This window comes from Kitasatospora sp. NPDC022785 (genome assembly GCF_055561295.1).
The window spans coordinates 40,263-62,240 of sequence record NZ_JBVHHB010000035.1; the positions used below are offsets into that span (position 1 = coordinate 40,263).

A 21,978-nucleotide genomic window follows, 5' to 3' on the forward strand; every position below is an offset into this window, starting at 1 on the left:
GACGACGTGTTCGACACCCTTTCCGATCGCCTCGCAGCGACGTTCAAGAACCTCCGGGGCAAGGGCCGCCTCAGCGAGGCGGACATCGACGCCACCGCCCGCGAGATCCGCATCGCGCTGCTGGAGGCGGACGTCGCGCTGCCGGTCGTGCGGGCCTTCATCAAGCAGGTCAAGGAGCGGGCGCTCGGCGCCGAGGTCTCCGGCGCGCTGAACCCGGCGCAGCAGATCATCAAGATCGTCAACGAGGAGCTCATCGCGATCCTCGGCGGCGAGACCCGCCGGGTGAGGTTCGCCAAGAGCGGCCCGACGGTGATCATGCTCGCCGGTCTCCAGGGTGCCGGTAAGACCACCCTCGCGGGCAAGCTCGGCCACTGGCTGAAGAAGCAGAAGCACACCCCGCTGCTGGTCGCCTGCGACCTCCAGCGCCCCAACGCCGTCAACCAGCTCCAGGTCGTCGCCGACCGCGCGGGCGTGGCCTTCTACGGCCCGCAGCCTGGCAACGGCGTCGGCGACCCGGTGCAGGTCGCCCGCGACTCGATCGAGTACGCGAAGCAGAAGCAGTACGACGTCGTCATCGTCGACACCGCCGGCCGCCTCGGCATCGACGCCGAGCTGATGCAGCAGGCCGCCGACATCCGGGCCGCGGTCAACCCGGACGAGGTCCTGTTCGTCGTCGACGCGATGATCGGCCAGGACGCGGTCACCACCGCCCAGGCCTTCCTCGACGGCGTCGACTTCACCGGCGTGGTGCTCTCCAAGCTCGACGGCGACGCCCGTGGTGGTGCCGCGCTGTCGGTCGCGCACGTCACCGGCCGGCAGATCATGTTCGCCTCCAACGGCGAGAAGGTCGACGAGTTCGACGCCTTCCACCCGGACCGGATGGCCTCGCGCATCCTCGGCATGGGCGACATGCTCTCGCTGATCGAGAAGGCCGAGCAGACCTTCTCGCAGGCCGAGGCCGAGAAGATCGCCTCCAAGCTGCAGGGCGGCGGCAAGGACTTCACCCTCGACGACTTCCTTGCCCAGCTGGAGCAGGTCCGGAAGATGGGCTCGATCTCCAAGCTGCTGGGCATGCTGCCCGGCATGGGGCAGATCCGCGAGCAGATCAACAACATCGACGACAAGGACGTCGACCGCGTCGGCGCCATCATCAAGTCGATGACCCCGGCCGAGCGGACCGACCCGAAGATCATCAACGGCTCGCGCCGCGCCCGTATCGCCAAGGGTTCCGGCGTCCAGGTCGGCGAGGTCAACAACCTGGTCGAGCGGTTCTTTGACGCCCGCAAGATGATGTCGGCGATGGCCTCCGGCAAGGGCATCCCCGGCATGCCGGGGATCCCGGGCATGGGCGGCGGCTCGAAGAAGTCCGCGAAGAAGGCACCGGCGGCCAAGGGCAAGCGCAAGAGCGGCAACCCGCTGAAGCGCGCGCAGGAGGAGGCCGCGGCCGCCGAGCGCCGCGCGCTCGGCCCGGGCAGCGGCCAGGCCCCGGCCCAGGGCGGAGCGTTCGGACTCGGCGCGGGCAAGGGCCCGGCCGACTTCGAGCTGCCGAAGGAGTTCAAGGACCTGCTGTAGGCGCCTGTGGGGCCTCGTGGGGCCTCGTGGGGCCCCGCAGGGCTCCGAAGGGCGCCGTAGGGGCTCCGTGGGGCTTCAGGCCTGTAGGGCCCCTCCCTGTCGCGGGTGAACGGCCCGCCGTCCGGCTCCTCCGGGCGGCGGGCCGTTCGCATGTCCGATGATGAGGGGGTGAGAGTGACGATCAGGGCCCCGCGGGCCGAGGACGAGGTTGCGTACGCCGAGGCGGTCCGACGGTCCGCCGATCACATCGGACGATGGAACCCGGTCGAGCCGGACGGGCTGCCGGACCTCCTGGAGCGGCAGGGGGCCGGGCTGCGCACCTTCCTGATACTCGATCAGGAGACCGGCGGGCTGGTCGGCAAGGTCAACGTGGCCAACATCGTGATGGGGCGGTTCTGCAACGCCGCGCTCGGCTACGACTCGTACCTGCCGTTCGCCGGCACCGGCCGGATGACCGAGGGCATGCGGCTGGTGCTCGACCGCTGCTTCGCCCCGCAGACGGACGGCGGCCTGGGGCTCCACCGGCTGGAGATCAACGTGCAGCCGGACAACGGGCGTTCGATCGGGCTGGCCAAGCGGCTGGGCTTCCGGCACGAGGGGTTCACGCCGCGGATGCTGTTCCTGCAGGGCGCCTGGCGGGATCACGAGCGGTTCGCGCTCACCGCCGAGGAGTGGCCGGGGCGGGACCGGTAGCGGCCGGGCCCTCGGCGCCGCCCTCTCCGCTCCCGGGAGCGGCCGCTGCTCGTGCGCCGGGTCCTGCCAGCGCGGCCGGCTCACCGCCGTCGCCGGAGGCGGCTCTCGGGGTGACTCCCGACTTTCGCGGTGGCTCTCGGGGTGGCCTTCGAAGGGGCGCTCGCGAGGTTGCGAGCGCCCCTTCGGTGTGGCACGCCGTGCTTGTGGGTGCTGTTGCCCAGGGGCGCTGTGCCCGGGGGGTGGTGTGCCGGGGGCGGTGGTGTGGCTGTCGGTGCCGGGCCGGTCGGTGCTGAGCCTGAGCAGCCCGGCGGTCAGCGTGGCTGTTCGGCGACCAGGTAGCGGAAGACGTTCTCCATCCGTACCGATCCGTCCGGGCGCAGGTACGGGTGCAGCACCTCCGCCAGCTCCTTCGCCACCAGCGGCAGCCCCGAGAACTCCGCCGCCGCGTCGTACAGGCCGGTCGAGAGCAGTCCGCGGACCGCGCTGTCCAGATCCGGGTAGGCGAACGGGCAGCTCACCCGGCCGCTGCCGGCCGGGCGCAGGCCGGCCGGTGCCAGCAGATCCTCCAGTGCGCCGGGCGTACTCAGCCCGAACGGGTCACGCGCCGTGGTGCGCCCCGCCATCCGACGGGCCACGTCCAGCACGGCCGCGCTCTCGCACCGCTCCGGCGGGCCCCAGGCGGCCAGCACCACATGACCGCCGCGCAGCGTCAGCCGGGCCGCCTCGGTCACCTCGCGCTGGGGGTCGGCGGCCCCCGGCAGCTGCTCGAAAACCGTGACCAGCGAATGGGCCGACCGGGGGACGGCCGCCGCCGTCCGGGCACTCGCGCCGACCTGGAGCCGGCGGCCCCGGGCCAGTTCGCGCAGCTCGTCCTCCGGCTCCAGTCCGGCGACCTGCGCACCCCGCCCGGCCGCCAGCAGCAGGGCCAGGCCCGACCGGCAGCCCAGACCCAGCACGCTGGTCGCCGGGCCGACCTCCAGGCGGTCGTAGACCGCCTCGTAGAGCGGCACCAGCATGCGTTCCTGGATCTCCGCCCAGTCGCGCGCCCGCGCGGGCCACGCTGCCGCGGGCAGCGGGTCGTGCGGTCGTGCGCCCGCGGGTCGTACGGTTGTGCCGGTCGTTCGAGCTGAAGCCATCGCGGCCTCCCATCCGGTCCTTCGGTGTGCTGCTACGGCTCCCCCAAAGTCCCGCCCCACTCCAGCGAACAGCGGCTCGGGCGTGGCGTCCAGAGGGGTGCAGGGTGGTGCGCGCGTGTCGCGGTCGTGCGCCCCCCGGCAGCAGCCGCGTCACCGGTCCCGTTCGCCGGGCCGGTACCGATTCGAAGTCGGGGCTCCTGGCGCCGTAACATTCGCCCCATGGCAAAGGCACCCGTTCTCACCCCCCAGGCGGACGACTTCCCGCGCTGGTACCAGGACCTCATCAACAAGGCCGAGCTGGCCGACAACGGTCCGGTGCGCGGCACCATGGTCATCCGACCGTACGGCTACGGCCTGTGGGAGCGGATGCAGCAGGAGATGGACGCCCGCATCAAGAAGGCCGGCGCGCAGAACGCCTACTTCCCGATGTTCATCCCGCAGTCCTACCTGACCAAGGAAGCCGAGCACGTCGAGGGCTTCGCCCCCGAGCTCGCGGTGGTCACCCACGGCGGCGGCAAGCAGCTGGACGAGCCCGTCGTCGTCCGGCCCACCTCCGAGACGATCATCAACGAGTACTTCTCCAAGTGGGTGCAGAGCCACCGCGACCTGCCCCTGCTGATCAACCAGTGGGCCAACGTGGTCCGCTGGGAGCTGCGCCCGCGCGTCTTCCTGCGCACCACCGAGTTCCTCTGGCAGGAGGGCCACACCGCCCACGCCACCTACGAGGACGCCCGTGACTACGCGTCGATGATCCACACCCAGGTCTACGGCGACTTCATGACCAACGTGCTCGGCATCGACGTCGTGCTCGGCCGCAAGACCGCCAAGGAGCGGTTCGCCGGCGCCATCAACACCCTCACGCTCGAAGGCATGATGGGCGACGGCAAGGCGCTGCAGATGGGCACCAGCCACGAGCTGGGCCAGAACTTCGCCAAGGCCTTCAACACCACCTACCAGCTCCAGGGCGCCGAGCGCGAGTACGTCTGGCAGACCTCCTGGGGCGTCTCGACCCGTATGGTCGGCGGCCTGATCATGTCCCACGGCGACGACAACGGCCTGCGGGTGCCCCCGCGGCTGGCCGCCGTGCAGGCCGTCGTCCTCGCCATCAAGGGCGACGACGCGGTGATCGCCAAGGTCCGCGAGATCGGCGCCACGCTGGAGGCCGCCGGCATCCGGGTGGTCGTCGACGACCGCACCGACACGCCGTTCGGCCGCCGCGCGGTCGACTGGGAGCTCAAGGGCGTGCCGCTGCGTATCGAGGTCGGCCCGCGCGACCTGGAGAACGGCACCGCGATGCTGGCCCGCCGCATCCCCGGCGGCAAGGAGCCGGTCTCGATCGACGCCCTGGCGTCGCTGCTGCCGGGCGTGCTGGAGGAGGACCAGGCGCTGCTGCTGCGCCAGTCCCGCGAGCGCCGCGAGGCCCGCACCGTCGACGTGAGCAACCTCGACGAGGCCGTCGAGGCCGCCGCCACCGGCTGGGGCCGCATCTCCTGGGCCGAGCTGGGGCCGGAGGGCGAGGCCAAGCTGGCCGAGCAGGGCGTCTCGGTGCGCTGCATCGTGGCCGCCGACGGCTCGGTGCCGGCGACGGACGACCAGGACGGCAACATCGCCATCGTCGCGCGCGCCTACTGATCAGTTCAGTAGCGGGCGGACCGGCGGCAGCGGTTCGGTGCTTGCCGGAGGGTTCGGATCGGCGGCAGCGGTTCGGTGCTCGCTGGATGGTTCCGACCGGCGGCAGCGGTTCGGTGCTGGACGGTTCCGTACTGGACGGTTTGGTTTCGGTACTGAGCGGTTCGGGGTGTTCGTCGTGTTTTCGAGGCGTCCGGGTTGTCGGAAACCGACATGTACTGATGAGTAGTGACGGGCGCCGACAACCATCGCCGGGAATTCCGGCGGTAACCGCACGGGCGTTGTCTCAACTGACGACATACCTACTGACCGGTCAACTCCCGGTATTAACGGAATAGCGGTACGGTGTACGGCCCGTGGCCCTGTCAACTCGACAGGATCATGGGCCGTACGTACGTCCGGGGGTCGACAGCCCGTTCCCCGAGGCGGAAAAGGACGAGGCCCGCCGACTGCGACGGGCCCAAACGTGCAGGGGGTTGGTCTTGCGTCAGATCCGGAACGCGCAATTTGCGCGCGCTCGTACATTCCTGAGAGTTTCCTGGGAATTCCCGGGGAACGGGAACACGCGGAACATCGGCTCGCACTCCATCGTTGGTCTAGCGTGAGCACGACACAGCCCCTCGTTCTCGCGGCCGAACTGGCCGCCGCCTGGAGCGACATCCAGGCCTTCCATCAGGACCTCCCCGACCTCGCCTCGCCCGAGGCGTTGATCGGCGAGTCCTCCTCGGCCTGTGGCACGCGGCTCGGTTTCGAGCGGCTCCTCCACGAGGCTGCCCACGGTCTGGCCGCGGCCCGGGACATCCGGGACACCTCGCGCGCCGGCCGCTACCACAACCGACGCTTCCTGCTCCTCGCCTCGGAGCTGGGCCTGGCGCACCCGGTCGAACCGCACGCGAGCAGCGGTTTCTCCCAGGTGACGATGCTCAAGGAGACGCGCGAGCGGTACGCGGAGACCATCGAGCGCCTGGACCGCGCCCTCGGCGCGCACCAGGAGGCGGTGACCGGCGACGGTGCGTCGCGCGCCTTCCGCGGCCCGGCCGCTCGGCACGGCTCCTCCGGGGGCGGCGTCCGGGTCAAGGCGGTCTGCGGCTGCGGGCGCAACGTCCGGGTTGTTCCGTCGGTGCTCGCGCAGGCGTCCATCGTCTGCGGCGCCTGCCAGCAGCCGTTCAAGATCGCGTAGTCGGCGGCCAGGAGAAACGGCCGGCAGCTGTGCGGGCAGTTGGTCCGGCCGGAGCGAATCTGCGCGGCGCCGATCGGCACTCGGCCGATCAGTGGTGGTGAGTTGGGCTGACCGGGAGCGGGGGCTCCCGGTCGACCTGTCCCTCCCAGCCCCTGCGCCCCGCGCTCTTCTTGCTCCACCCCCGCTCTCTCCCCGCTCTAGCTCCCTTTCCGGTCTGGCGCCCTGCCTGCTCTAGCGCCGTGTCTTCTCTAGCGCCGTGCCTGCTCTTGCACCCGGCCCGTCCCCGGCGTCGTTTTCCGGGATTCCCTGCCGCTCCGGCCGCTCCGGGCTGCCGGCTCCGAGCCGTCGAGGTCCGTGTCGGTGCGTGTTGGGCCGTGCCGGGCCGTGTCCGTCCCTGTCGGTCCGCCGGAGGTCGGTCAAGGCGGTTCGCGGCGGTGTGGCAGAATGGACAGCTGAGTACTCGGCAGCCGAGCAGGACCCCTCTCTCCTACGGCTGGCGTGTCCCTTGAACGGCCCACCCCCGCAACCCCACGCGAGGGCAAGGCTGCTCACCCACGTCAACACCAGGAGAATCCACTCCCGTGGCAGTCAAGATCAAGCTCAAGCGTCTCGGCAAGATTCGCTCCCCGCACTACCGCATCGTCGTCGCCGACGCCCGCACCAAGCGTGACGGTCGCGCGATCGAGGAGATCGGCATCTACCAGCCGACCTACAACCCCTCGAAGATCGAGGTCGACAGCGACCGCGCTCAGTACTGGCTGTCCGTCGGCGCCCAGCCGACCGAGCCGGTGCTCGCCATCCTGAAGCTGACCGGCGACTGGCAGAAGTTCAAGGGCCTGCCGGCTCCGGCTCCGCTGCTGGTGGCCGAGCCCAAGGTCGAGGACTTCTCGCACCTGTTCGCGAAGGCCGTCGCCGGCTTCGAGGACGCCACCACCGGTGTTGCCATCACCCCGAAGGCCAAGAAGTCGGACAAGGCCGAGGCTGAGGCCGACGCCGCCGCCGAGGCCTGATCGTGATCGAGGACGCCCTCGACCACCTGGTGAAGGGCATCGTCGAGCACCCCGACGAGGTGCAGGTGCGTTCGCGCAACCTGCGTCGGGGTAACACCATCGAGGTGCGAGTGCACCCCGATGACCTCGGCAAGGTGATCGGCCGGGGCGGCCGCACGGCGCGCGCACTGCGCACCGTGGTCGGCGCCCTCGGCGGTCGCAACGTCCGGGTCGACCTGGTCGACGTGGACAGCATTCGCTGACGCTGCTGCTCGTTCAGCCGTCAGGCTTGAGGCCGGTCGGGACGCATGTCGTCCCGGCCGGCCTTCGCCGTTTTCTCCAGTCTTTTCATTTGCTCTGCCTTCCCTAGGCCTTCCCTAGCACCCATCCAGGAGAACGATCACCGTGCAGCTCGTCGTCGGCAAGATCGGCCGCGCCCACGGCATCAGGGGGGACGTCAGCGTCGAGGTCCGCACCGACGAGCCGGAACTCCGGCTCGGCCCCGGTGCTGTGGTGCTCACCGACCCCGCGTCGGCCGGACCGCTGACCGTCGAGTCCGGCAAGGTGCACAGCGGCCGGCTGCTGCTGCGTTTCGCCGGCGTCAAGGACCGCAACGCCGCCGAGGCGCTGCGCGGCACCATCCTGATCGCCGAGGTCGACCCGGACGAGAGCCCGGACGACCCGGAGGAGTACTACGACCACCAGCTGATCGGCCTGGACGTGGTGCTGCTGGACGGGACCCGGGTCGGCGAGCTGACCGAGGTCGTCCACCTGCCCTACCAGGACCTGCTCACGGTGGAGAAGCCCGACGGTACGGAGGTGCTCGTGCCGTTCGTCACCCGCATCGTGCCGACCATCGACCTCGAGAACCAGCAGGTGGTGATCGACCCGCCGCCCGGGCTGATCGACCCGGAGCAGGCCGAGGTCGTGGCCTCGGCGGAGGAGCCGGAGGAGTCGGAGTGACCGCCGGGGGACTGCCGCCGCAGGAGCGCCCCGAGGCGCCGTCCGGCCCGTCTTCGCCGTCCGCCGGGCCTGCGTCGTCCGCCGGGCCTGCGTCGTCCGCCGGGCCTGCGTCGTCCGGCGCGCCTGCGCCGTCCGTGCAGGACGGGATGCGGATAGACGTCGTCACGATCTTCCCGGAGTACCTGGAGCCGCTGGACATCTCGCTGGTCGGCAAGGCCCGCGCCCGCGGCCAGCTCGACGTCCACGTTCACGACCTGCGCACCTGGACGCATGACATCCACCGGACCGTGGACGACAGCCCCTACGGCGGCGGCCCCGGCATGGTGATGAAGCCCGAGCCGTGGGGCGAGGCGCTGGACGCCGTCATCGGCCAGGGCCCGGCCGGCGAGGTGCCCACGCTGGTGGTGCCCACCCCCAGTGGGCGCCCGTTCACCCAGGAGCTCGCGCAGGAACTCGCCGGGCGTCCGTGGCTGACCTTCACCCCGGCCCGGTACGAGGGCATCGACCGGCGCGTGATCGACGAGGCGGCCACCCGGATGCCGGTGGTCGAGGCGTCGATCGGCGACTACGTCCTGGCCGGCGGTGAGGTTGCCGTCCTGGTCATGGTCGAGGCGATCGCCCGGCTGCTGCCGGGTGTGCTCGGCAACGCGGAGTCCCATCGGGACGACTCCTTCGCGCCCGGTGCGATGGCCGACCTGCTGGAAGGCCCGGTCTACACCAAGCCCGCCGAGTGGCGCGGCCGGACCGTCCCGGACGTGCTGCTCAGCGGCAACCACGGCCGGATCGCCCGCTGGCGGCGCGAGCAGGCGTTCGCCCGCACCCTGGCGAACCGGTCCGACCTGGTGGAACGCTGGCAGTACGGCGCCTTCGACAAGAAGGACCGCGAGGCGCTCAGCATCCTCGGCCTGGCCTGGGACGAGCGGCTCGGCCGATTTCGGTCCGTGGCCGATGGTGTGGAAGAATAGGCGGCTGCTGTCTGTCGCTGGGCTCCTCCTGTAGGAGTCACGTGGTCCGGTGCCCCCGCCACGGGGGGTTCATCGCCAACCGACGCGGCCCGCAGCTGACCCCATTGTGACGAACTTCCGTGGGCGGCCCGTGGCGCCTGCGATGGAGAGCAACATGAGCAACAAGCTCGCTGCTGTCGACGCGGCTTCGCTGCGTAGCGACATTCCGGCCTTCCGCGCCGGTGACACCCTGAAGGTTCACGTCCGGGTCATCGAGGGCAACCGCTCCCGTGTCCAGGTCTTCCAGGGCGTCGTCATCCGCCGCCACGGCGCCGGTGTCGGTGAGACCTTCACCGTCCGCAAGGTCAGCTTCAACGTCGGCGTGGAGCGCACCTTCCCGGTGCACACCCCGGTCGTCGAGAAGATCGAGGTCGTGACCCGCGGTGCGGTTCGCCGCGCCAAGCTGTACTACCTGCGTGACCTCCGCGGCAAGGCCGCGAAGATCAAGGAGAAGCGCGACCGCTGATCCACCGGCCCCTGGTTCTGCCGGGGGATCGGAGCGCTCTGGGGGGCGCCGCTGCCGCAAGGTAAGCTCAGCCCCCGATGAGCACGCACGAACCATCCGCGGACCGCGACGGCAGTCCCGCACCCACCGGTGCGGACTCGCCGTCGCGGTCCGCGGTCGTTTCTGCGGTTGCCCCGGCGCCGGGCTCCGAGCAGGGGCCCGGGCAGGGGCTCCGGCGTGAGCCGGCGGCCGGGGCGGCTGCGGCTGCGGAGGCGGCGGAGGATTCCGAAGGGGATGCCCCGGAGGGTGCCGAAGAGGGCGCTGATGAGGGTGCCGAAGAGGGCGCTGATGAGGGAGCTGATGAGGGCGGTGACGAGGACGCGGACGTGGGCGTGGGCGTCGGAGAGCCGGGTCGTTCTCGGTCGCGTGACCTCCTCCTGCTGGCCGGTATCTGCCTGCTCACCCTGCTGCTGGTGAATGCCTTCGTGGCACGGCCGTTCGCGGTGCCGTCCGCATCGATGGAGAACACCCTGCGCACCGGCGACCGTCTGATCGCGAACAAGCTGGCCTACTCCTTCGGTGGCCACCCCCGGCGCGGCGATGTCGTGGTCTTCGACGGAACGGGCTCCTTCCGGCAGGGGCCGGCCGAGCCGTCCGGCTTCTGGGACGGACTGCGGGCGCTCGGCCAGGACCTCGGACTGGCCCCCGCCGGCGACTCGATCTACGTGAAGCGCGTCATCGGCGTCGGCGGCGACCGGGTGACGAGCACCGGCCCGGGCGGGCGGATCACCGTCAACGGCGTGCCGATCGACGAGTCCTCTTACCTCGCGCCGGGGGACGATCCGTCGAGCGTGGCCTTCGATGTGGTGGTGCCGTCCGGCGCGCTCTGGGTGATGGGCGACCACCGCAGTGCCTCCCGTGACTCCCGCGACCACCTGGGCGAGCCCGGTGGCGGGTTCGTCCCAGAGGACAAGGTGATCGGACGGGCGGAGTGGGTGGTCTTCCCGGTCGGCCACTGGACCAGCCTGGACCGGCCGGCGGCGTTCGCCGCGACAGGGGGGACCGGTGGACATGGGGACCAGAGGTAGAGGCCGACTGGCCGACCGCCCGGCCGACCGCGCGGCGGGCCGCTCCACCGACCGGTTCGCCGACCGGCCCGCCGCAGGGCCTGCGGCGGAGGCAACGGGTGCGGCCGCCCCGGAGGCGCCGGCACGCGGCCGGGCCGAGCGCCGTCGCACCGCCCGCCGGGCGGCCCGCCGGCGCAAGCGCTCGCTGCTGCGCGAGTTCCCGTTGATCGTCCTGGTGGCGCTGGTGGTGGCGCTGGTGATGAAGACGTTCATGGTGCAGGTCTTCGTGATTCCCTCCGGTTCGATGGAGCAGACCATCCAGATCGGGGACCGGGTGCTGGTGGACAAGTTCACCCCCTGGTTCGGTGCCGAGCCGGAGCGCGGCGATGTCGTGGTGTTCAAGGATCCGGGCGGCTGGCTGGAGGCCGATCGCAAGCCGTCCACGGACGGGCCGGTTCTGCGTGGGGCCAAGCAGGCCCTCACCTACGTCGGGCTGTTGCCGTCCGCCGGCGAGCAGGATCTGATCAAGCGCGTGATCGGGGTCGGTGGGGACACCGTGGAGTGCTGTGACGAGCAGGGCCGGCTGAGCGTCAACGGCACCCCGGTGGACGAGCCCTACCTGGCTCCGGGGAACCCGCCGTCACGCCAGCCCTTCAAGGTGAAGGTGCCGGAGGGGCGGCTCTGGGTCATGGGCGACCACCGGGACGTGTCCGCCGACTCCCGCTTCCACATGGGGAATCAGGGACAGGGAACCATCCCGCTGAGCGATGTGGTGGGCCGGGCGTTCGTGATCGCCTGGCCGGTGGGTCGGGTCCATCAACTTGATGTGCCGGCTTCACTCTCCAAGGTGGCGAGGGCTCCGGAGGCTCGCGGAACTGCGCCGAACTCGATGGGGGTTGGGCCGCTTCCGGAGGAACCTCCGCTCGTTATGGGTGTGTTGGGCATCCTTCCGCTTGTAGGCCGAAGGCCGGAGCGATCTCCGGAGTAGCGCGGGCCGGCCGGTGACCGGCCGGGCCGGGCTCGTGGGAGCGCGAGCCGGACGTCTGGGAGTGATAGAGAAGTGCTGATGCGGCCGGTGTGCGACAACGGCCGCGTCCGAAGGCTGTGCTGGTGTCAGGTGTGCCCGAGACGGGCGGCCCTGGGGCGTTCACGGTCGATGGTGGAGCGTGGTGCCCGCTGTGCGGCACTGTGAGCGCGGGCGCACAGGCGTCCGCACAGCAGGGAGGAGACGTTGTGGGGGATTTGGTGATCGGCGCCCGCTCAGGCGCCGGAGAGCCCGAGGGCTCCGGCGGCCGGGCGGCCCGGTCCGCGGAGTCCGCAGTGTCTTCGGCATCCGCCGAGGACTCGGCGGCCCAGTCCGCCGACGAACAGGGCAACGGCACCGGTGACGTGCCGGACGACTTCCAGGACGAGGCGGGGTCGGCCGAGCAGTCGGAGGAGAAGCCCGCCGACCAGGAGCGCAAGCAGCGGTCCTTCTGGAAAGAGCTGCCGATCCTGGTCGGTATCGCGCTCGTCCTGGCGCTGGTGATCAAGACGTTCTTCGTCCAGGCGTTCTCCATTCCGTCGGAATCGATGCAGAACACGCTTCAGGTCGGCGACCGTGTCCTGGTGGACAAGTTGACCCCGTGGTTCGGGGCCGAGCCCGAGCGCGGAGAGGTCGTGGTGTTCCACGATCCGGGCGGCTGGCTGGCCGACGAGCCCACCAGTCAGAGCAGCAACTCCTTTGTCCGGGGCGTCCAGGACGTGCTCAGCTTCGTCGGCCTGATGCCCTCCGACAACGAGAAGGACCTCATCAAGCGCGTCATCGCCGTCGGCGGGGACACCGTCGAGTGCCATGGCGACGGGCCGGTCAAGGTCAACGGGATCGCACTTAACGAGCCGTACGTCTTCCCCGGCAACACCCCCTGCCAGCTGAAGGACTTCGGCCCGGTGAAGGTGCCGGAGGGCCGGATCTGGGTGATGGGCGACCACCGCGGGGACTCGCTGGACTCGCGCTTCCACATGGACCAGCCGGGCGGCGGCACCGTCCCCGTGGACGACGTGATCGGCCGCGCGTTCGTGGTGGCCTGGCCGGTCGATCACTGGGCGACGCTCCCGGTGCCGGCCACCTTCGACCAGAAGGGGCTGGCGGCGGCCGCGCCGCTCGTGCCGCCGGTGGCCGGGGCCGTCGGCGCCGTCGGCCTGCTGCCGCTGACGCGTCGGCTGAGGGACCGGGCGGACCGCAAGAAGACGTCCTGACCTCAGCCGGGTCGACCCCGGGTCTTGCGCGGGCCGTAGTACCGACGAGTAATCTGCTCGGACGTGCCACGGCCCGCCGGGTTTTCCGCCTGTGGCCCCGGCGCGCCATCAGCGTTTCCGGTTCGGTCGGGGTTGGACGGTGTCGATGAGCAGTGTCGTGGACGAGACGACGGATCGCCCGCCTGCCGTCACGCGGCCCCGGCGCCGGACTGCGGCCATGCTTCAGGGCCTGCTGATCGGGCTCGGCCTGGTGCTCATGGTCGGTGGCTTCGTCGTCATGGCGGTCGACTACCGGCCGTACGGCATTCCGACGGGCTCGATGACCCCCACGCTCAAGGTCGGGGACACCGTGGTCGCCCGGCAGATCGACGGCAAGACCGTCGGCCGGGGCGATGTCGTGGTCTTCCGCGACCAGGCCTGGGGCGGTGAGCTCATGGTCAAGCGGGTGGTCGCGGTCGGCGGCGACACCGTGGCCACCACCGGGGACGACCAGCGTCTGACCGTCAACGGCAAGCCGGTGGATGAGCCCTACCTGGCGGCGCAGGGACCCCAGGGCAGCGCGTTCAGTGTGGAAGTACCGCCTGGCCGTCTCTTCCTGATGGGCGACAACCGGCAGGGGTCGCTCGACTCCCGTCTCCATCTGGAGATCGACGGAGGCACGATCCCGGCCAGTGAGGTGCAGGCCCGGGTTGAGGCCACCGTCCTGCCGTTCGGCCGCACCGGAATGTTCGCCCGGACAACGGCCTTCGACGGGATCGGCGGGCCGAAGGCCGGTGAACCGGGACCGCTGGAGCCCGCCTTCTACGCCACCGTTGTAGGCGCGGCGACGATCGTGGTGACCTCCGCGGTGGGTGGGGTGGCGGGCCTGGCCCGGCGGCTCGGCCGCCGCCGCGCGGAGGCCTGACCACCACGGCCGCAGCGATCGCCGTCGGGTCAGCCGGAACGGCGACCGCAGCCGGGGCAGCCGCAGCCAGCCCCGCTGCCGCTCGTGTGGCTCTGCCGAACAATGCCCCGCACGGTCGTGCCGGGTGGCAGGATCGGGAGAGTCAGCGAGGTACACGAGGGGAGGGGGAAGAGCCGTCATGGAACCGCAGCGCCGCAAGGCCGCCCGGATCCTGCTGCTCGACCGGCAGGACCGCCTCCTGCTCTTCCGGGGCTCCGACCCGGCGGTGCCGGGCGTCACCTGGTGGTTCACCCCCGGGGGCGGTTTGGAGGCCGGCGAGGGAGTGCACGAGGCCGCGGTGCGGGAGCTCTCGGAGGAGACCGGGCTGCGGGGCGTGGAGCTCGGTCCACTGGTCGCGTACGGCACGGCTTCGTTCTCCTTTCGGGGACAGCGCTACGAGCAGGAGCAGTGGTTCCATCTGGCGCGGACCACGGAGACAGTGCTCGACCACTCGGGAATGGGGGCGGACGAGCACGCGCAACTGCTGGCGGTGCACTGGTGGACGATCGAGGAGTTGAGGGAAACCGCCGAGACGGTCTACCCGGTCGGGCTGGCGGACTTCCTGGAGCGATTGGTGGCCGAGGGGCCCCCAGTCGTTCCGGTAAGGCTCTGAGGGCGGGTGCGGTGGTCCACAATGGGTGGACGTGACAAGTTGAGGGGACGCCTGGATGAGTGCCGAAGATCTCGAGAAGTACGAGACCGAGATGGAGCTCAAGCTGTACCGGGAGTACCGGGACGTCGTCGGCCTGTTCAAGTACGTGATCGAGACCGAGCGACGTTTCTACCTCACCAATGACTACGAGTTGCAGGTGCACTCGGTGCAGGGCGAGGTCTTCTTCGAGGTGTCGATGGCGGATGCGTGGGTCTGGGACATGTACCGGCCGGCCCGGTTCGTCCGCAAGGTCCGGGTGCTGACCTTCAAGGACGTGAACATCGAGGAGCTCGCGAAGAGCGATCTGGAGCTGCCCTCGGACGAGCCGGGCTTCGGGAACTGACGTTGGACCGCCCGGTCCCGCGGTGTCCAGGGGAATTTCGACTATTCCGGGATTCCCACCCCTGCGGGTGACAGAAGTTATCCACAGGCCTGAGTTGTCCACAGGAATCGACAACTCTCTGGTCCCGTCCCGGGCCGCACGGCAACCTCCCCGGCGGAGGTGGTCACCGTGCAGGACACCAAGCGCACCACACGCAAGCAGACACCGTCGGCGCAGGCACCGAAGGCCCAGCAGGGCGCTCAGCCCCGGCGCAAGGCGGCGCGACGGCCGGAGGGAGGGCCGTCCGCGCCGGGTGGGTCCGCTCCGCCGCGCGCGGAACGGGCCGGAGCGGACAGGGGCGGCGAGGCCGGAGCCGCCGCGGAGAGGCCGCGTCCGGACGGGGCAGGCGCCGGGCGCAGTACCAACAACGGTCTCGGCCGCTACGGGGAGCGGGTGGCCGCCCGCCGCCTCGCCGAGGACGGGCTTCGCATCCTGGACCGCAACTGGCGTTGCGTCGAGGGTGAGCTGGACATCGTCGCCCTCGACGGGGACACCCTCGCGGTCTGCGAGGTCAAAACCCGTTCCGAGCGGGGGTTCCAGCAGCCTAGCGAGGCCATCGACCGGGCCAAGGCCGCCCGGCTCCAGCGCCTCGCCGAGCGCTGGATGGCCGAGCGCTGGCCCAGCCACTTCGCCCGGCTGGCCGGCCCCGAGTACCAGCCCGCTCCCGCCGACCCGCAGTGGCCGCCGATCCCGCCCGGCGGCGTCCGGATCGACCTCGTGGCCGTGATCAACCGGGTCCGCGGCGCCGCCTCGGTGGACCACCTGCGGGGGGTGGTCTGAGATGGCGTTCGCCCGTACCTGCTCCGTCGCCCTGGTGGGCGTCGACGGTGTGATCGTCGAGGTCCAGGCCGACCTGGAACCGGGAGTCGCCGCGTTCGCCCTGGTCGGCCTGCCCGACAAGGCGCTGTCCGAGGCTCGCGACCGGGTGCGCGCGGCCGTCGTGAACAGCGGCGAGGCGTGGCCGCAGCGGAAGCTGACGGTGGGGCTCAGCCCCGCCGCGGTGCCCAAGAGCGGCAGTGGCTTCGACCTTGCCGTCGCCTGTGCCGTCCTCGCCGCCGCCGAACGGCTGGACCCGTCGTCCATCGCCGATCTGCTGATCATCGGCGAGCTGGGGCTGGACGGCCGGGTGCGCCCGGTGCGCGGCGTTCTTCCCTCGGTACTGGCCGCCGCCGACGCCGGGTACCAGCGGGTCGTGGTGGCCGAGCAGACCGCCGCCGAGGCCTCGCTGGTCCCGGGCGTCACCGTCATCGGGGTGCGCAGCCTGCGCCAACTGGTCGCCGTCCTCACCGGCGCTCCCGCGCCGGAGGAACCGCCCGACCCGATCGGCGGCCGCCCCGACCCGCTGATGGCGGGGTTGATGCTCCCCACCGCAGGCGTGCGGGGACTGCCCGACGACAAGGCCTCCCGTCTCGACCTGGCCGATGTGGCGGGCCAGTACGAGGCCCGCCGAGCCCTGGAGATCGCTGCCGCGGGCGGTCACCATCTGTACCTCAAGGGCCCGCCGGGCGCGGGCAAGACGATGCTGGCGGAGCGGCTGCCGGCGCTCCTGCCACCACTCACCCAGAAGGAGGCCCTGGAGGTCACCGCCGTCCACTCCGTGGCGGGGCTCCTCCCGGCCGGCAGGCCGTTGATCGCCAGCCCGCCGTACTGCGCCCCGCACCACTCGACGACCATGCCGGCGATCGTCGGCGGCGGCAGCGGCCTGCCCAGGCCGGGCGCGGTGTCCTTGGCGCACCGGGGAGTGCTGTTCCTGGACGAGGCCCCGGAGTTTCCGGTCAGGGTCCTCGACGCGCTGCGCCAGCCGCTGGAGTCGGGCGAAGTGGTGATCGCCCGCTCGGCCGGATCACTCCGGCTCCCGGCCAGATTCCTGCTCTGTCTGGCGGCCAATCCGTGCCCGTGCGGGCGGTACTCCCGCCGGGGCGAGGGCTGCGAGTGCACCCCCGCGATGGTCAGCCGGTACCAGGGGAGGCTCTCGGGCCCTTTGCTCGACCGGGTCGATCTCCAGGTCCAGGTGGCCCCGGTGACGAGGGTCGAGCTCATGGAGCGGGACACCACGGCCGAGAGCACGGAGATCGTCGCGGCCCGGGTGCTGGCCGCGCGGGAGCGTGCGGCGGCCCGCCTGGCGAACACACCGTGGCTGACCAATGCCGAGGTGCCCGGTCATGAGCTGCGTACCCGCTGGGACCTCGGGTCCGGCGCGCTGAACGACGCCGCGCGCCAACTGGAGCGAGGGCTGCTGACCGCCCGCGGCCTGGACCGGGTGCTCCGGGTCGCCTGGACGGTCGCCGATCTCGCCGGCAGGGACCGCCCGGACCAACGGGACGTGCGGACCGCCCTTGTGCTGCGGACCGGCGTCGAACACGGGCTGCCGCTGACCGAGCGCGCTTTCGGCCGGCCCGGCGTCGGCAGGGCAGCGGGAGACACGCCGAAGGGCGGAAAGGCGGTCCGGCCCCGCCCGGCCGGTAGCGGCGGATGACCGGGCCTCAGCGGACCAGGACACGAGGAGACGAGACCGTGAACCAGACGATCGACCACCGTCAGCCTCCCTCCGAGACGGCTGCGGCGGCCGGGACCGAGCGCTACGCCAGGGCGGTGCTGAGCCGGCTCAGCGAACCGGGCGATGCAGTCCTGGGGCGATGGCTGTCCCGACTCACCGCCGTCGATGTCGTCCAGGCGATCCGGGACGGCACCGTGCCCGACCATCCCGGGCTGGACGCGGACCGGCTCGCGGCGTACCGGGCCAGACTCGTGGACGTGGACCCCGTCGCGGATCTGGAGCGAGTGCGAACCGTCGGCGGGCGCTTCATCATTCCGGGCGACACGGAGTGGCCGACCCAGCTGGACGACCTGGGGGACGGGCGACCGATCGGGCTCTGGCTGGCCGGGACGGGTTCGCTGCGACTGCTCGCCCTCCGCTCGGTGTCGGTCGTCGGCGCACGGGCCTGTACGGCCTACGGCGCCCACGTGGCCGGGGAGCTGTCGGCACAGCTCGCTGAGCGAGGGTGGGTGGTGGTCTCCGGTGCGGCGTACGGGATCGACGCCTCGGCGCACCGGGGTGCGCTGGCCGTCGGCGGCATGACCATCGGTGTCCTCGCTTGCGGTGTGGACGTCGCCTACCCGCGCGGCAATGCGGACCTGATCCGACGGATCGTCTCGCAGGGGCTGCTGTTGAGCGAACTCCCGCCGGGGGAGCACCCGAACAGGTTCCGGTTCGTGCTGCGCAACCGGGTCATCGCGGCGCTCACCCGGGGCACCGTGGTGGTCGAGGCGGCGTTGCGCAGCGGGGCGCTCAGTACGGCCAGACGCGCCCGCGACCTCAACCGGCACACCATGGGCGTCGCCGGCCCGGTGACCTCGGAGCTCTCCGCCGGGGTGCATGCCCTGATCCGCAGCGGCGCGACCCTGGTCACCGACGCGTCAGAGGTGGCCGAGTTGATCGGGGCGATCGGCGACGACCTGGCGCCGCTGCGAAGCGGTCCGGTGCTGCCCCGGGACCTGCTGGAGCCGGTGGTCGCCCGGGTGCTGGAGGCCGTGCCCGCCACCGCGGAGGGCGCCCCGGTGGAGCGGCTGGCCCGGCTGTCCGGGCTTCGGCCGGACGAAGTGCTGCACCGGCTCTATGAGTTGGGGTCGCTCGGATATGTCGAGCGGCACGGCGCGCACTGGCGGCTGGTGCGGAGAAGGGGAGGCGACTGACCAGGGCGGCGGGTCGGGGCCGGCGAGGGCGGAGGCAAGGGAGCGGGCGGGGGAGGGCGAGGAATCGGACGAGGGGCGCGGCCTGACGAGGGTGCGGGCAAGGGGCTGGCAAGGGGCTGGAAGGAGGCGGTAGGGCCCGGGGGAGTCCTGAGTAAAGGCCCGGCTACGACCGGGAGAGGAGGAAGTAAAGGGGGAGGGGTTGCGGCTCGTCGACCTCCGGCGCCCGGATCCGGTGACACGAACGCCACCGGATCGGGGGACGACCGAGTGGCGGTAGCACATTGCAGTGAGTCGGTCACGCTACGCTCGCCATGCCTTCCCTATCAGCACATGACTCGGCAGAACGGCGCAGACCAACGCATGCCCACACACATTCCCGGACACAGAGTGACCGGTGGCGCCCGGTCGTCGGGAGGGCCGCGGACCGAGCGGCGCCCCGTGACCGAGTTCCCGCCCAAGGCGACGGGTGCGATGGGGGCCCTCGCCCGGCAGGGAGGCCGGCCGGCGCACACCGGGGCGTACGCCGACCGGCCGGACGCGCCCGGTGCGCCGGACGCCGCCCCCGAACAGCCCGCTACTCCCACGCAAGCAGGTGTCCCCGACCAGCCCGACGTTCCCGACCAGCCCGGGGCCCCCGACCAGAGTGTGGTGGCCCCGCCCGCCGAGGTGCCCCCACCCGCGCCCCGGCGGGACACCGGCGGCCAGGAGCGCACGGCGCTCGAAGTGCTCTGGCGCTCTTACAAGGAGACGGGTGACCAGCGGCTCCGGGAGCAGCTGATCCTGCATTACTCACCACTCGTCAAATACGTCGCGGGCCGGGTCGGCGTCGGCCTGCCCTCCAACGTCGAGCAGGCCGACTTCGTCTCCTCCGGCGTCTTCGGGCTGATCGACGCGATCGAGAAGTTCGACATCGACCGCGCCATCAAGTTCGAGACGTACGCCATCAGCCGGATCCGCGGCGCGATCATCGACGAGCTGCGGGCACTGGACTGGATCCCGCGTTCGGTGCGGCAGAAGGCCAAGGCCATCGAGCGGACGTACGCGACGCTAGAGGCCCGGTTGCGCCGGACGCCGCACGAGCCCGAGGTCGCGGCCGAGATGGGCATCGCGATCGAGGACCTGCACGCTATCTTCAGCCAGCTCTCCCTCGCCAACGTGGTGGCGCTCGATGAGCTGCTCCACCCGGTCGGCGAGGGCGGGGACCGGCTGAGCCTGATGGACACCCTGGAGGACCACAGCGCGGACAACCCCGTCGAGGTCGCCGAGGACAGGGAGCTGCGCAGGTTGTTGGCGCAGGCGGTCAACACCCTCCCCGAACGGGAGAAAACGGTGGTGACGCTCTACTACTACGAGGGGTTGACCCTCGCCGAGATCGGACAGGTCCTGGGGGTGACGGAGAGCAGGGTCAGCCAGATCCACACCAAGTCGGTGCTGCAGCTGCGGGCCAAGCTGTCCGACATCCGGTAGGGCACAGGGCACCCGCCCGCACACAGCACCCGCCCACCCGCGTCCTCGCCCGCCCCCTCGCCCGCACCCACTTGCCTCCACTCACGCAGCCGCCCGCATGCGCCAGCCCACGCCCGCAATCGTCCGGCATGCGCGGCGCCGTATCGGCGGGATGTAGGGCTCCGTACAGTGGGAGGGTGCCGAAGATCCGAGCGGCCACTTTGGCCGAGCATCGCCAGCTGCAGCGGGCAGCTCTCCTCGACGCTGCCCGCAGCCTCCTCACCGAGGGGGGCATGGAGGCCCTGACCTTCCCCGCGCTCGCGGCGCGCACCGGGCTGGCGCGTTCCTCGGTCTACGAGTACTTCCGTTCCCGCGCCGCGGTGGTCGAGGTGCTCTGCGAGGTCGACTTCCCGCTCTGGGCGGCCGAGATCGAGGCCGGGATGGAGAGCTGCGACACCGCGGCCGGCCGGATCGAGGCGTACGTCCGGGGTCAGCTCGCACTGGCCGGGGATCCTCGCCACCGGGCGGTGACGGCGATCTCGGCGCTGGAGCTGGACGAGGCGGCGCGCGAGCGAATCCGGGCGGCGCACGGAAAGCTGGTCGGACTGGTGATCCAGGCCATGGAGGATCTCGGCCACGAGCAGCCCCGGCTCGCGGCGGCACTGCTCCAGGGGATCGTGGAGGCTGCCGTCCGGCAGGCCGAGCAGCGGGCGGCCGGCGGCCTGTCCGAGAACCAGGACGTGATCGCGGACGCCGCCGTCGCCCTCGCGCTGCACGGCCTGGGCGGTAGCTGAGCGGAGGCGCGCTCACCGGTCCCGGCCGAGCGGGAGCAGTCGTGACCTTCCCCCGCCGAACAGCGCCAGCGGGTCCAGGTAGCGCTCGCCGCGCAGCAGCCCCCAGTGCAGGCAGTCACGGCCGGCGCAGTGACCGGTGCCGGGAGCGAGCTGTCCGATCACCTGGCCTGCGGTGACCGTGGTGCCCACGGGGACGGAGCCGGTGACGGGCAGATAGGTGGTCCGCAGCGGGGGAGCGCCGGACGAGGAATGCGTGACGGTCACGACCGGTCGGCCCGCCACCAGGCCGGAGAACGAGACCACGCCCGGGGCGGCTGCCCGGACGTCCGTCCCGGGTGCGGCCAGCAGGTCGACACCCCGGTGTCCTGCGGCCCAGGGCTTCGGCGGCGCCTCGAACCGCGCGACAAGCCCGCCCGGCCCACCTACCGGCCACGCCCGCCCGGCACCAGGGCCACTCCCGGGACCGCCGCCGGCACCACCCCGGCTACCGGTACCGCCCTCGCCGCTGGCACCGTCCCCGGCAACGCTCCCAGCACCGCCCGCCGCATGCCCGACCGGCCCGGGCAGCGTGACCGTCAGCAGCGCCGTCAGCACCAGTTGAGCCAGGAGCACCAGCCGGACCCGGTGGCTGCGCCCAAGTCCAGGCGGCTGGGACGACAGCTCGGGGAGCGAGAGGTCCGGGAACGAACCGGGACCACCTCCCGAACCGACGGCGGTCGCCCCGGCCCACGGCGTGACCCACAGCGTGGCCCAAGGCCTGATCCACGACCGAACCCACGACCCGACCCACGACCCGACCCACGACCCGAGCCGGGCCCCACCCAAGGAACCGGTCACACCGGCAGCAGCGCTCATGCGCACGAGACTCCCCACAGCCCGCCACCCCGGCCAGCCCCGCCCCGATTCCTGTGGACAACCCGCCCTTGTGGACAACCGTCGTCCCTCGCCGGGTGTACACAGCCCCGGCAGTCACTCAGCCGCTCGCCCCCGCCCACCCCACTCCACCCACGCACCCACCCCACTCCACCCACGCACCCACTCCGCCCCACCCGCGCGCCCTCCGCTCACCCCTCCACCCCGCTGGAGTCGCCCGTCGCTCGGCGCTTCCCGTACACTTCACACGCGACCCGGTCCGCCGGGTCGACTTCGCAC

Annotated in this window: 22 protein-coding genes; 20 read left to right on the forward strand and 2 right to left on the reverse strand. The window is 71.7% G+C overall.

Annotated features, from left to right (window positions below; genetic code table 11):
• Window positions 1–6: 6 nt before the first annotated feature.
• Together ffh and ACZ3YO_RS36085 are read left to right on the forward strand one after the other, a co-directional pair.
• Window positions 7–1,572: a signal recognition particle protein gene (ffh, locus tag ACZ3YO_RS36080; RefSeq protein ID WP_465578064.1), complete on the forward strand. Its 1,566-nt coding sequence runs from the start codon at window positions 7–9 to the stop codon at window positions 1,570–1,572.
• Between the two features lie 150 nt (window positions 1,573–1,722).
• Window positions 1,723–2,265, forward strand: a complete 543-nt coding sequence (locus ACZ3YO_RS36085) for a GNAT family N-acetyltransferase (protein WP_465577987.1) — start codon at window positions 1,723–1,725, stop codon at window positions 2,263–2,265.
• Window positions 2,266–2,576: 311 nt separating this feature from the next.
• Here ACZ3YO_RS36085 and ACZ3YO_RS36090 read toward each other — a convergent pair whose 3' ends face one another.
• Window positions 2,577–3,401, reverse strand: a complete 825-nt coding sequence (locus ACZ3YO_RS36090; protein ID WP_396325483.1) for a class I SAM-dependent methyltransferase — start codon at window positions 3,399–3,401, stop codon at window positions 2,577–2,579.
• A 219-nt stretch (window positions 3,402–3,620) separates the two neighbouring features.
• Here ACZ3YO_RS36090 and proS point away from each other — a divergent pair, with 219 nt between their 5' ends.
• From proS to ACZ3YO_RS36180, 18 genes are all read left to right on the forward strand, one after another.
• Window positions 3,621–5,033 carry a proline--tRNA ligase gene (gene proS / locus ACZ3YO_RS36095; protein WP_465577989.1) on the forward strand — a complete coding sequence of 471 codons (1,413 nt, stop codon included), beginning with the start codon at window positions 3,621–3,623 and terminating at the stop codon, window positions 5,031–5,033.
• Between the two features lie 598 nt (window positions 5,034–5,631).
• Complete coding sequence (locus ACZ3YO_RS36100) at window positions 5,632–6,210, forward strand: hypothetical protein (protein ID WP_380327407.1); 579 nt, start codon at window positions 5,632–5,634, stop codon at window positions 6,208–6,210.
• 581 nt (window positions 6,211–6,791) lie between these two features.
• On the forward strand, window positions 6,792–7,220 hold the full coding sequence (gene rpsP, locus ACZ3YO_RS36105) for a 30S ribosomal protein S16 (protein WP_396325485.1): 429 nt from the start codon (window positions 6,792–6,794) through the stop codon (window positions 7,218–7,220).
• A gap of 2 nt (window positions 7,221–7,222) precedes the next feature.
• On the forward strand, window positions 7,223–7,462 hold the full coding sequence (locus ACZ3YO_RS36110) for an RNA-binding protein (protein ID WP_030306741.1): 240 nt from the start codon (window positions 7,223–7,225) through the stop codon (window positions 7,460–7,462).
• A 142-nt stretch (window positions 7,463–7,604) separates the two neighbouring features.
• Window positions 7,605–8,162: a ribosome maturation factor RimM gene (gene rimM, locus ACZ3YO_RS36115; RefSeq protein ID WP_465577992.1), complete on the forward strand. Its 558-nt coding sequence runs from the start codon at window positions 7,605–7,607 to the stop codon at window positions 8,160–8,162.
• 146 nt (window positions 8,163–8,308) lie between these two features.
• The gene (gene trmD / locus ACZ3YO_RS36120) at window positions 8,309–9,127 is read left to right on the forward strand and encodes a tRNA (guanosine(37)-N1)-methyltransferase TrmD (protein WP_465552103.1); all 819 of its coding nucleotides are present in this window, start codon (window positions 8,309–8,311) and stop codon (window positions 9,125–9,127) included.
• Window positions 9,128–9,281: 154 nt separating this feature from the next.
• Window positions 9,282–9,632 carry a 50S ribosomal protein L19 gene (gene rplS / locus ACZ3YO_RS36125; protein ID WP_063347674.1) on the forward strand — a complete coding sequence of 117 codons (351 nt, stop codon included), beginning with the start codon at window positions 9,282–9,284 and terminating at the stop codon, window positions 9,630–9,632.
• Between the two features lie 365 nt (window positions 9,633–9,997).
• Window positions 9,998–10,699 carry a signal peptidase I gene (gene lepB / locus ACZ3YO_RS36130; protein ID WP_465578012.1) on the forward strand — a complete coding sequence of 234 codons (702 nt, stop codon included), beginning with the start codon at window positions 9,998–10,000 and terminating at the stop codon, window positions 10,697–10,699.
• A 202-nt stretch (window positions 10,700–10,901) separates the two neighbouring features.
• The gene (gene lepB, locus ACZ3YO_RS36135; protein ID WP_465578014.1) at window positions 10,902–11,666 is read left to right on the forward strand and encodes a signal peptidase I; all 765 of its coding nucleotides are present in this window, start codon (window positions 10,902–10,904) and stop codon (window positions 11,664–11,666) included.
• 245 nt (window positions 11,667–11,911) lie between these two features.
• Window positions 11,912–12,916 (forward strand): signal peptidase I, encoded by a 1,005-nt coding sequence (lepB, locus tag ACZ3YO_RS36140; protein WP_465578016.1) that lies wholly within the window; start codon window positions 11,912–11,914, stop codon window positions 12,914–12,916.
• A gap of 217 nt (window positions 12,917–13,133) precedes the next feature.
• Window positions 13,134–13,820, forward strand: coding sequence for a signal peptidase I (gene lepB, locus ACZ3YO_RS36145; protein ID WP_465552098.1), 687 nt, complete (start codon window positions 13,134–13,136; stop codon window positions 13,818–13,820).
• Between the two features lie 178 nt (window positions 13,821–13,998).
• Entirely contained in the window at window positions 13,999–14,472 is a 474-nt protein-coding gene (locus ACZ3YO_RS36150) for an NUDIX hydrolase (protein WP_465578018.1), read from the forward strand.
• Window positions 14,473–14,527: 55 nt separating this feature from the next.
• Window positions 14,528–14,854 (forward strand): DUF2469 domain-containing protein, encoded by a 327-nt coding sequence (locus ACZ3YO_RS36155; RefSeq protein ID WP_030306725.1) that lies wholly within the window; start codon window positions 14,528–14,530, stop codon window positions 14,852–14,854.
• A gap of 168 nt (window positions 14,855–15,022) precedes the next feature.
• Window positions 15,023–15,673, forward strand: a complete 651-nt coding sequence (locus ACZ3YO_RS36160; RefSeq protein ID WP_465578021.1) for a YraN family protein — start codon at window positions 15,023–15,025, stop codon at window positions 15,671–15,673.
• A gap of 1 nt (window position 15,674) precedes the next feature.
• Window positions 15,675–17,369: a YifB family Mg chelatase-like AAA ATPase gene (locus ACZ3YO_RS36165; protein ID WP_465578023.1), complete on the forward strand. Its 1,695-nt coding sequence runs from the start codon at window positions 15,675–15,677 to the stop codon at window positions 17,367–17,369.
• Between the two features lie 38 nt (window positions 17,370–17,407).
• Window positions 17,408–18,586, forward strand: coding sequence for a DNA-processing protein DprA (gene dprA, locus ACZ3YO_RS36170; RefSeq protein ID WP_465578025.1), 1,179 nt, complete (start codon window positions 17,408–17,410; stop codon window positions 18,584–18,586).
• Between the two features lie 438 nt (window positions 18,587–19,024).
• On the forward strand, window positions 19,025–20,053 hold the full coding sequence (whiG, locus tag ACZ3YO_RS36175) for an RNA polymerase sigma factor WhiG (RefSeq protein ID WP_465578027.1): 1,029 nt from the start codon (window positions 19,025–19,027) through the stop codon (window positions 20,051–20,053).
• A gap of 200 nt (window positions 20,054–20,253) precedes the next feature.
• Complete coding sequence (locus tag ACZ3YO_RS36180; protein WP_465578066.1) at window positions 20,254–20,826, forward strand: TetR/AcrR family transcriptional regulator; 573 nt, start codon at window positions 20,254–20,256, stop codon at window positions 20,824–20,826.
• A gap of 12 nt (window positions 20,827–20,838) precedes the next feature.
• Here ACZ3YO_RS36180 and ACZ3YO_RS36185 read toward each other — a convergent pair whose 3' ends face one another.
• Window positions 20,839–21,681: a M23 family metallopeptidase gene (locus ACZ3YO_RS36185; protein ID WP_465578029.1), complete on the reverse strand. Its 843-nt coding sequence runs from the start codon at window positions 21,679–21,681 to the stop codon at window positions 20,839–20,841.
• Window positions 21,682–21,978 lie beyond the last annotated feature (297 nt).

Excerpts from the sequence above, each read along its gene's own strand:
- ACZ3YO_RS36085 (WP_465577987.1), top strand. The coding sequence starts at position 1,723 with ATGTCCGATGATGAGGGGGTGAGAGTGACGATCAGGGCCCCGCGGGCC.
- ACZ3YO_RS36090 (WP_396325483.1), bottom strand. The coding sequence starts at position 3,401 with ATGGCTTCAGCTCGAACGACCGGCACAACCGTACGACCCGCGGGCGCA.
- proS (WP_465577989.1), top strand. The coding sequence starts at position 3,621 with ATGGCAAAGGCACCCGTTCTCACCCCCCAGGCGGACGACTTCCCGCGC.
- trmD (WP_465552103.1), top strand. The coding sequence starts at position 8,309 with ATGCGGATAGACGTCGTCACGATCTTCCCGGAGTACCTGGAGCCGCTG.
- rplS (WP_063347674.1), top strand. The coding sequence starts at position 9,282 with ATGAGCAACAAGCTCGCTGCTGTCGACGCGGCTTCGCTGCGTAGCGAC.
- lepB (WP_465552098.1), top strand. The coding sequence starts at position 13,134 with ATGCTTCAGGGCCTGCTGATCGGGCTCGGCCTGGTGCTCATGGTCGGT.
- ACZ3YO_RS36150 (WP_465578018.1), top strand. The coding sequence starts at position 13,999 with ATGGAACCGCAGCGCCGCAAGGCCGCCCGGATCCTGCTGCTCGACCGG.
- ACZ3YO_RS36155 (WP_030306725.1), top strand. The coding sequence starts at position 14,528 with ATGAGTGCCGAAGATCTCGAGAAGTACGAGACCGAGATGGAGCTCAAG.
- ACZ3YO_RS36165 (WP_465578023.1), top strand. The coding sequence starts at position 15,675 with ATGGCGTTCGCCCGTACCTGCTCCGTCGCCCTGGTGGGCGTCGACGGT.
- ACZ3YO_RS36185 (WP_465578029.1), bottom strand. The coding sequence starts at position 21,681 with ATGAGCGCTGCTGCCGGTGTGACCGGTTCCTTGGGTGGGGCCCGGCTC.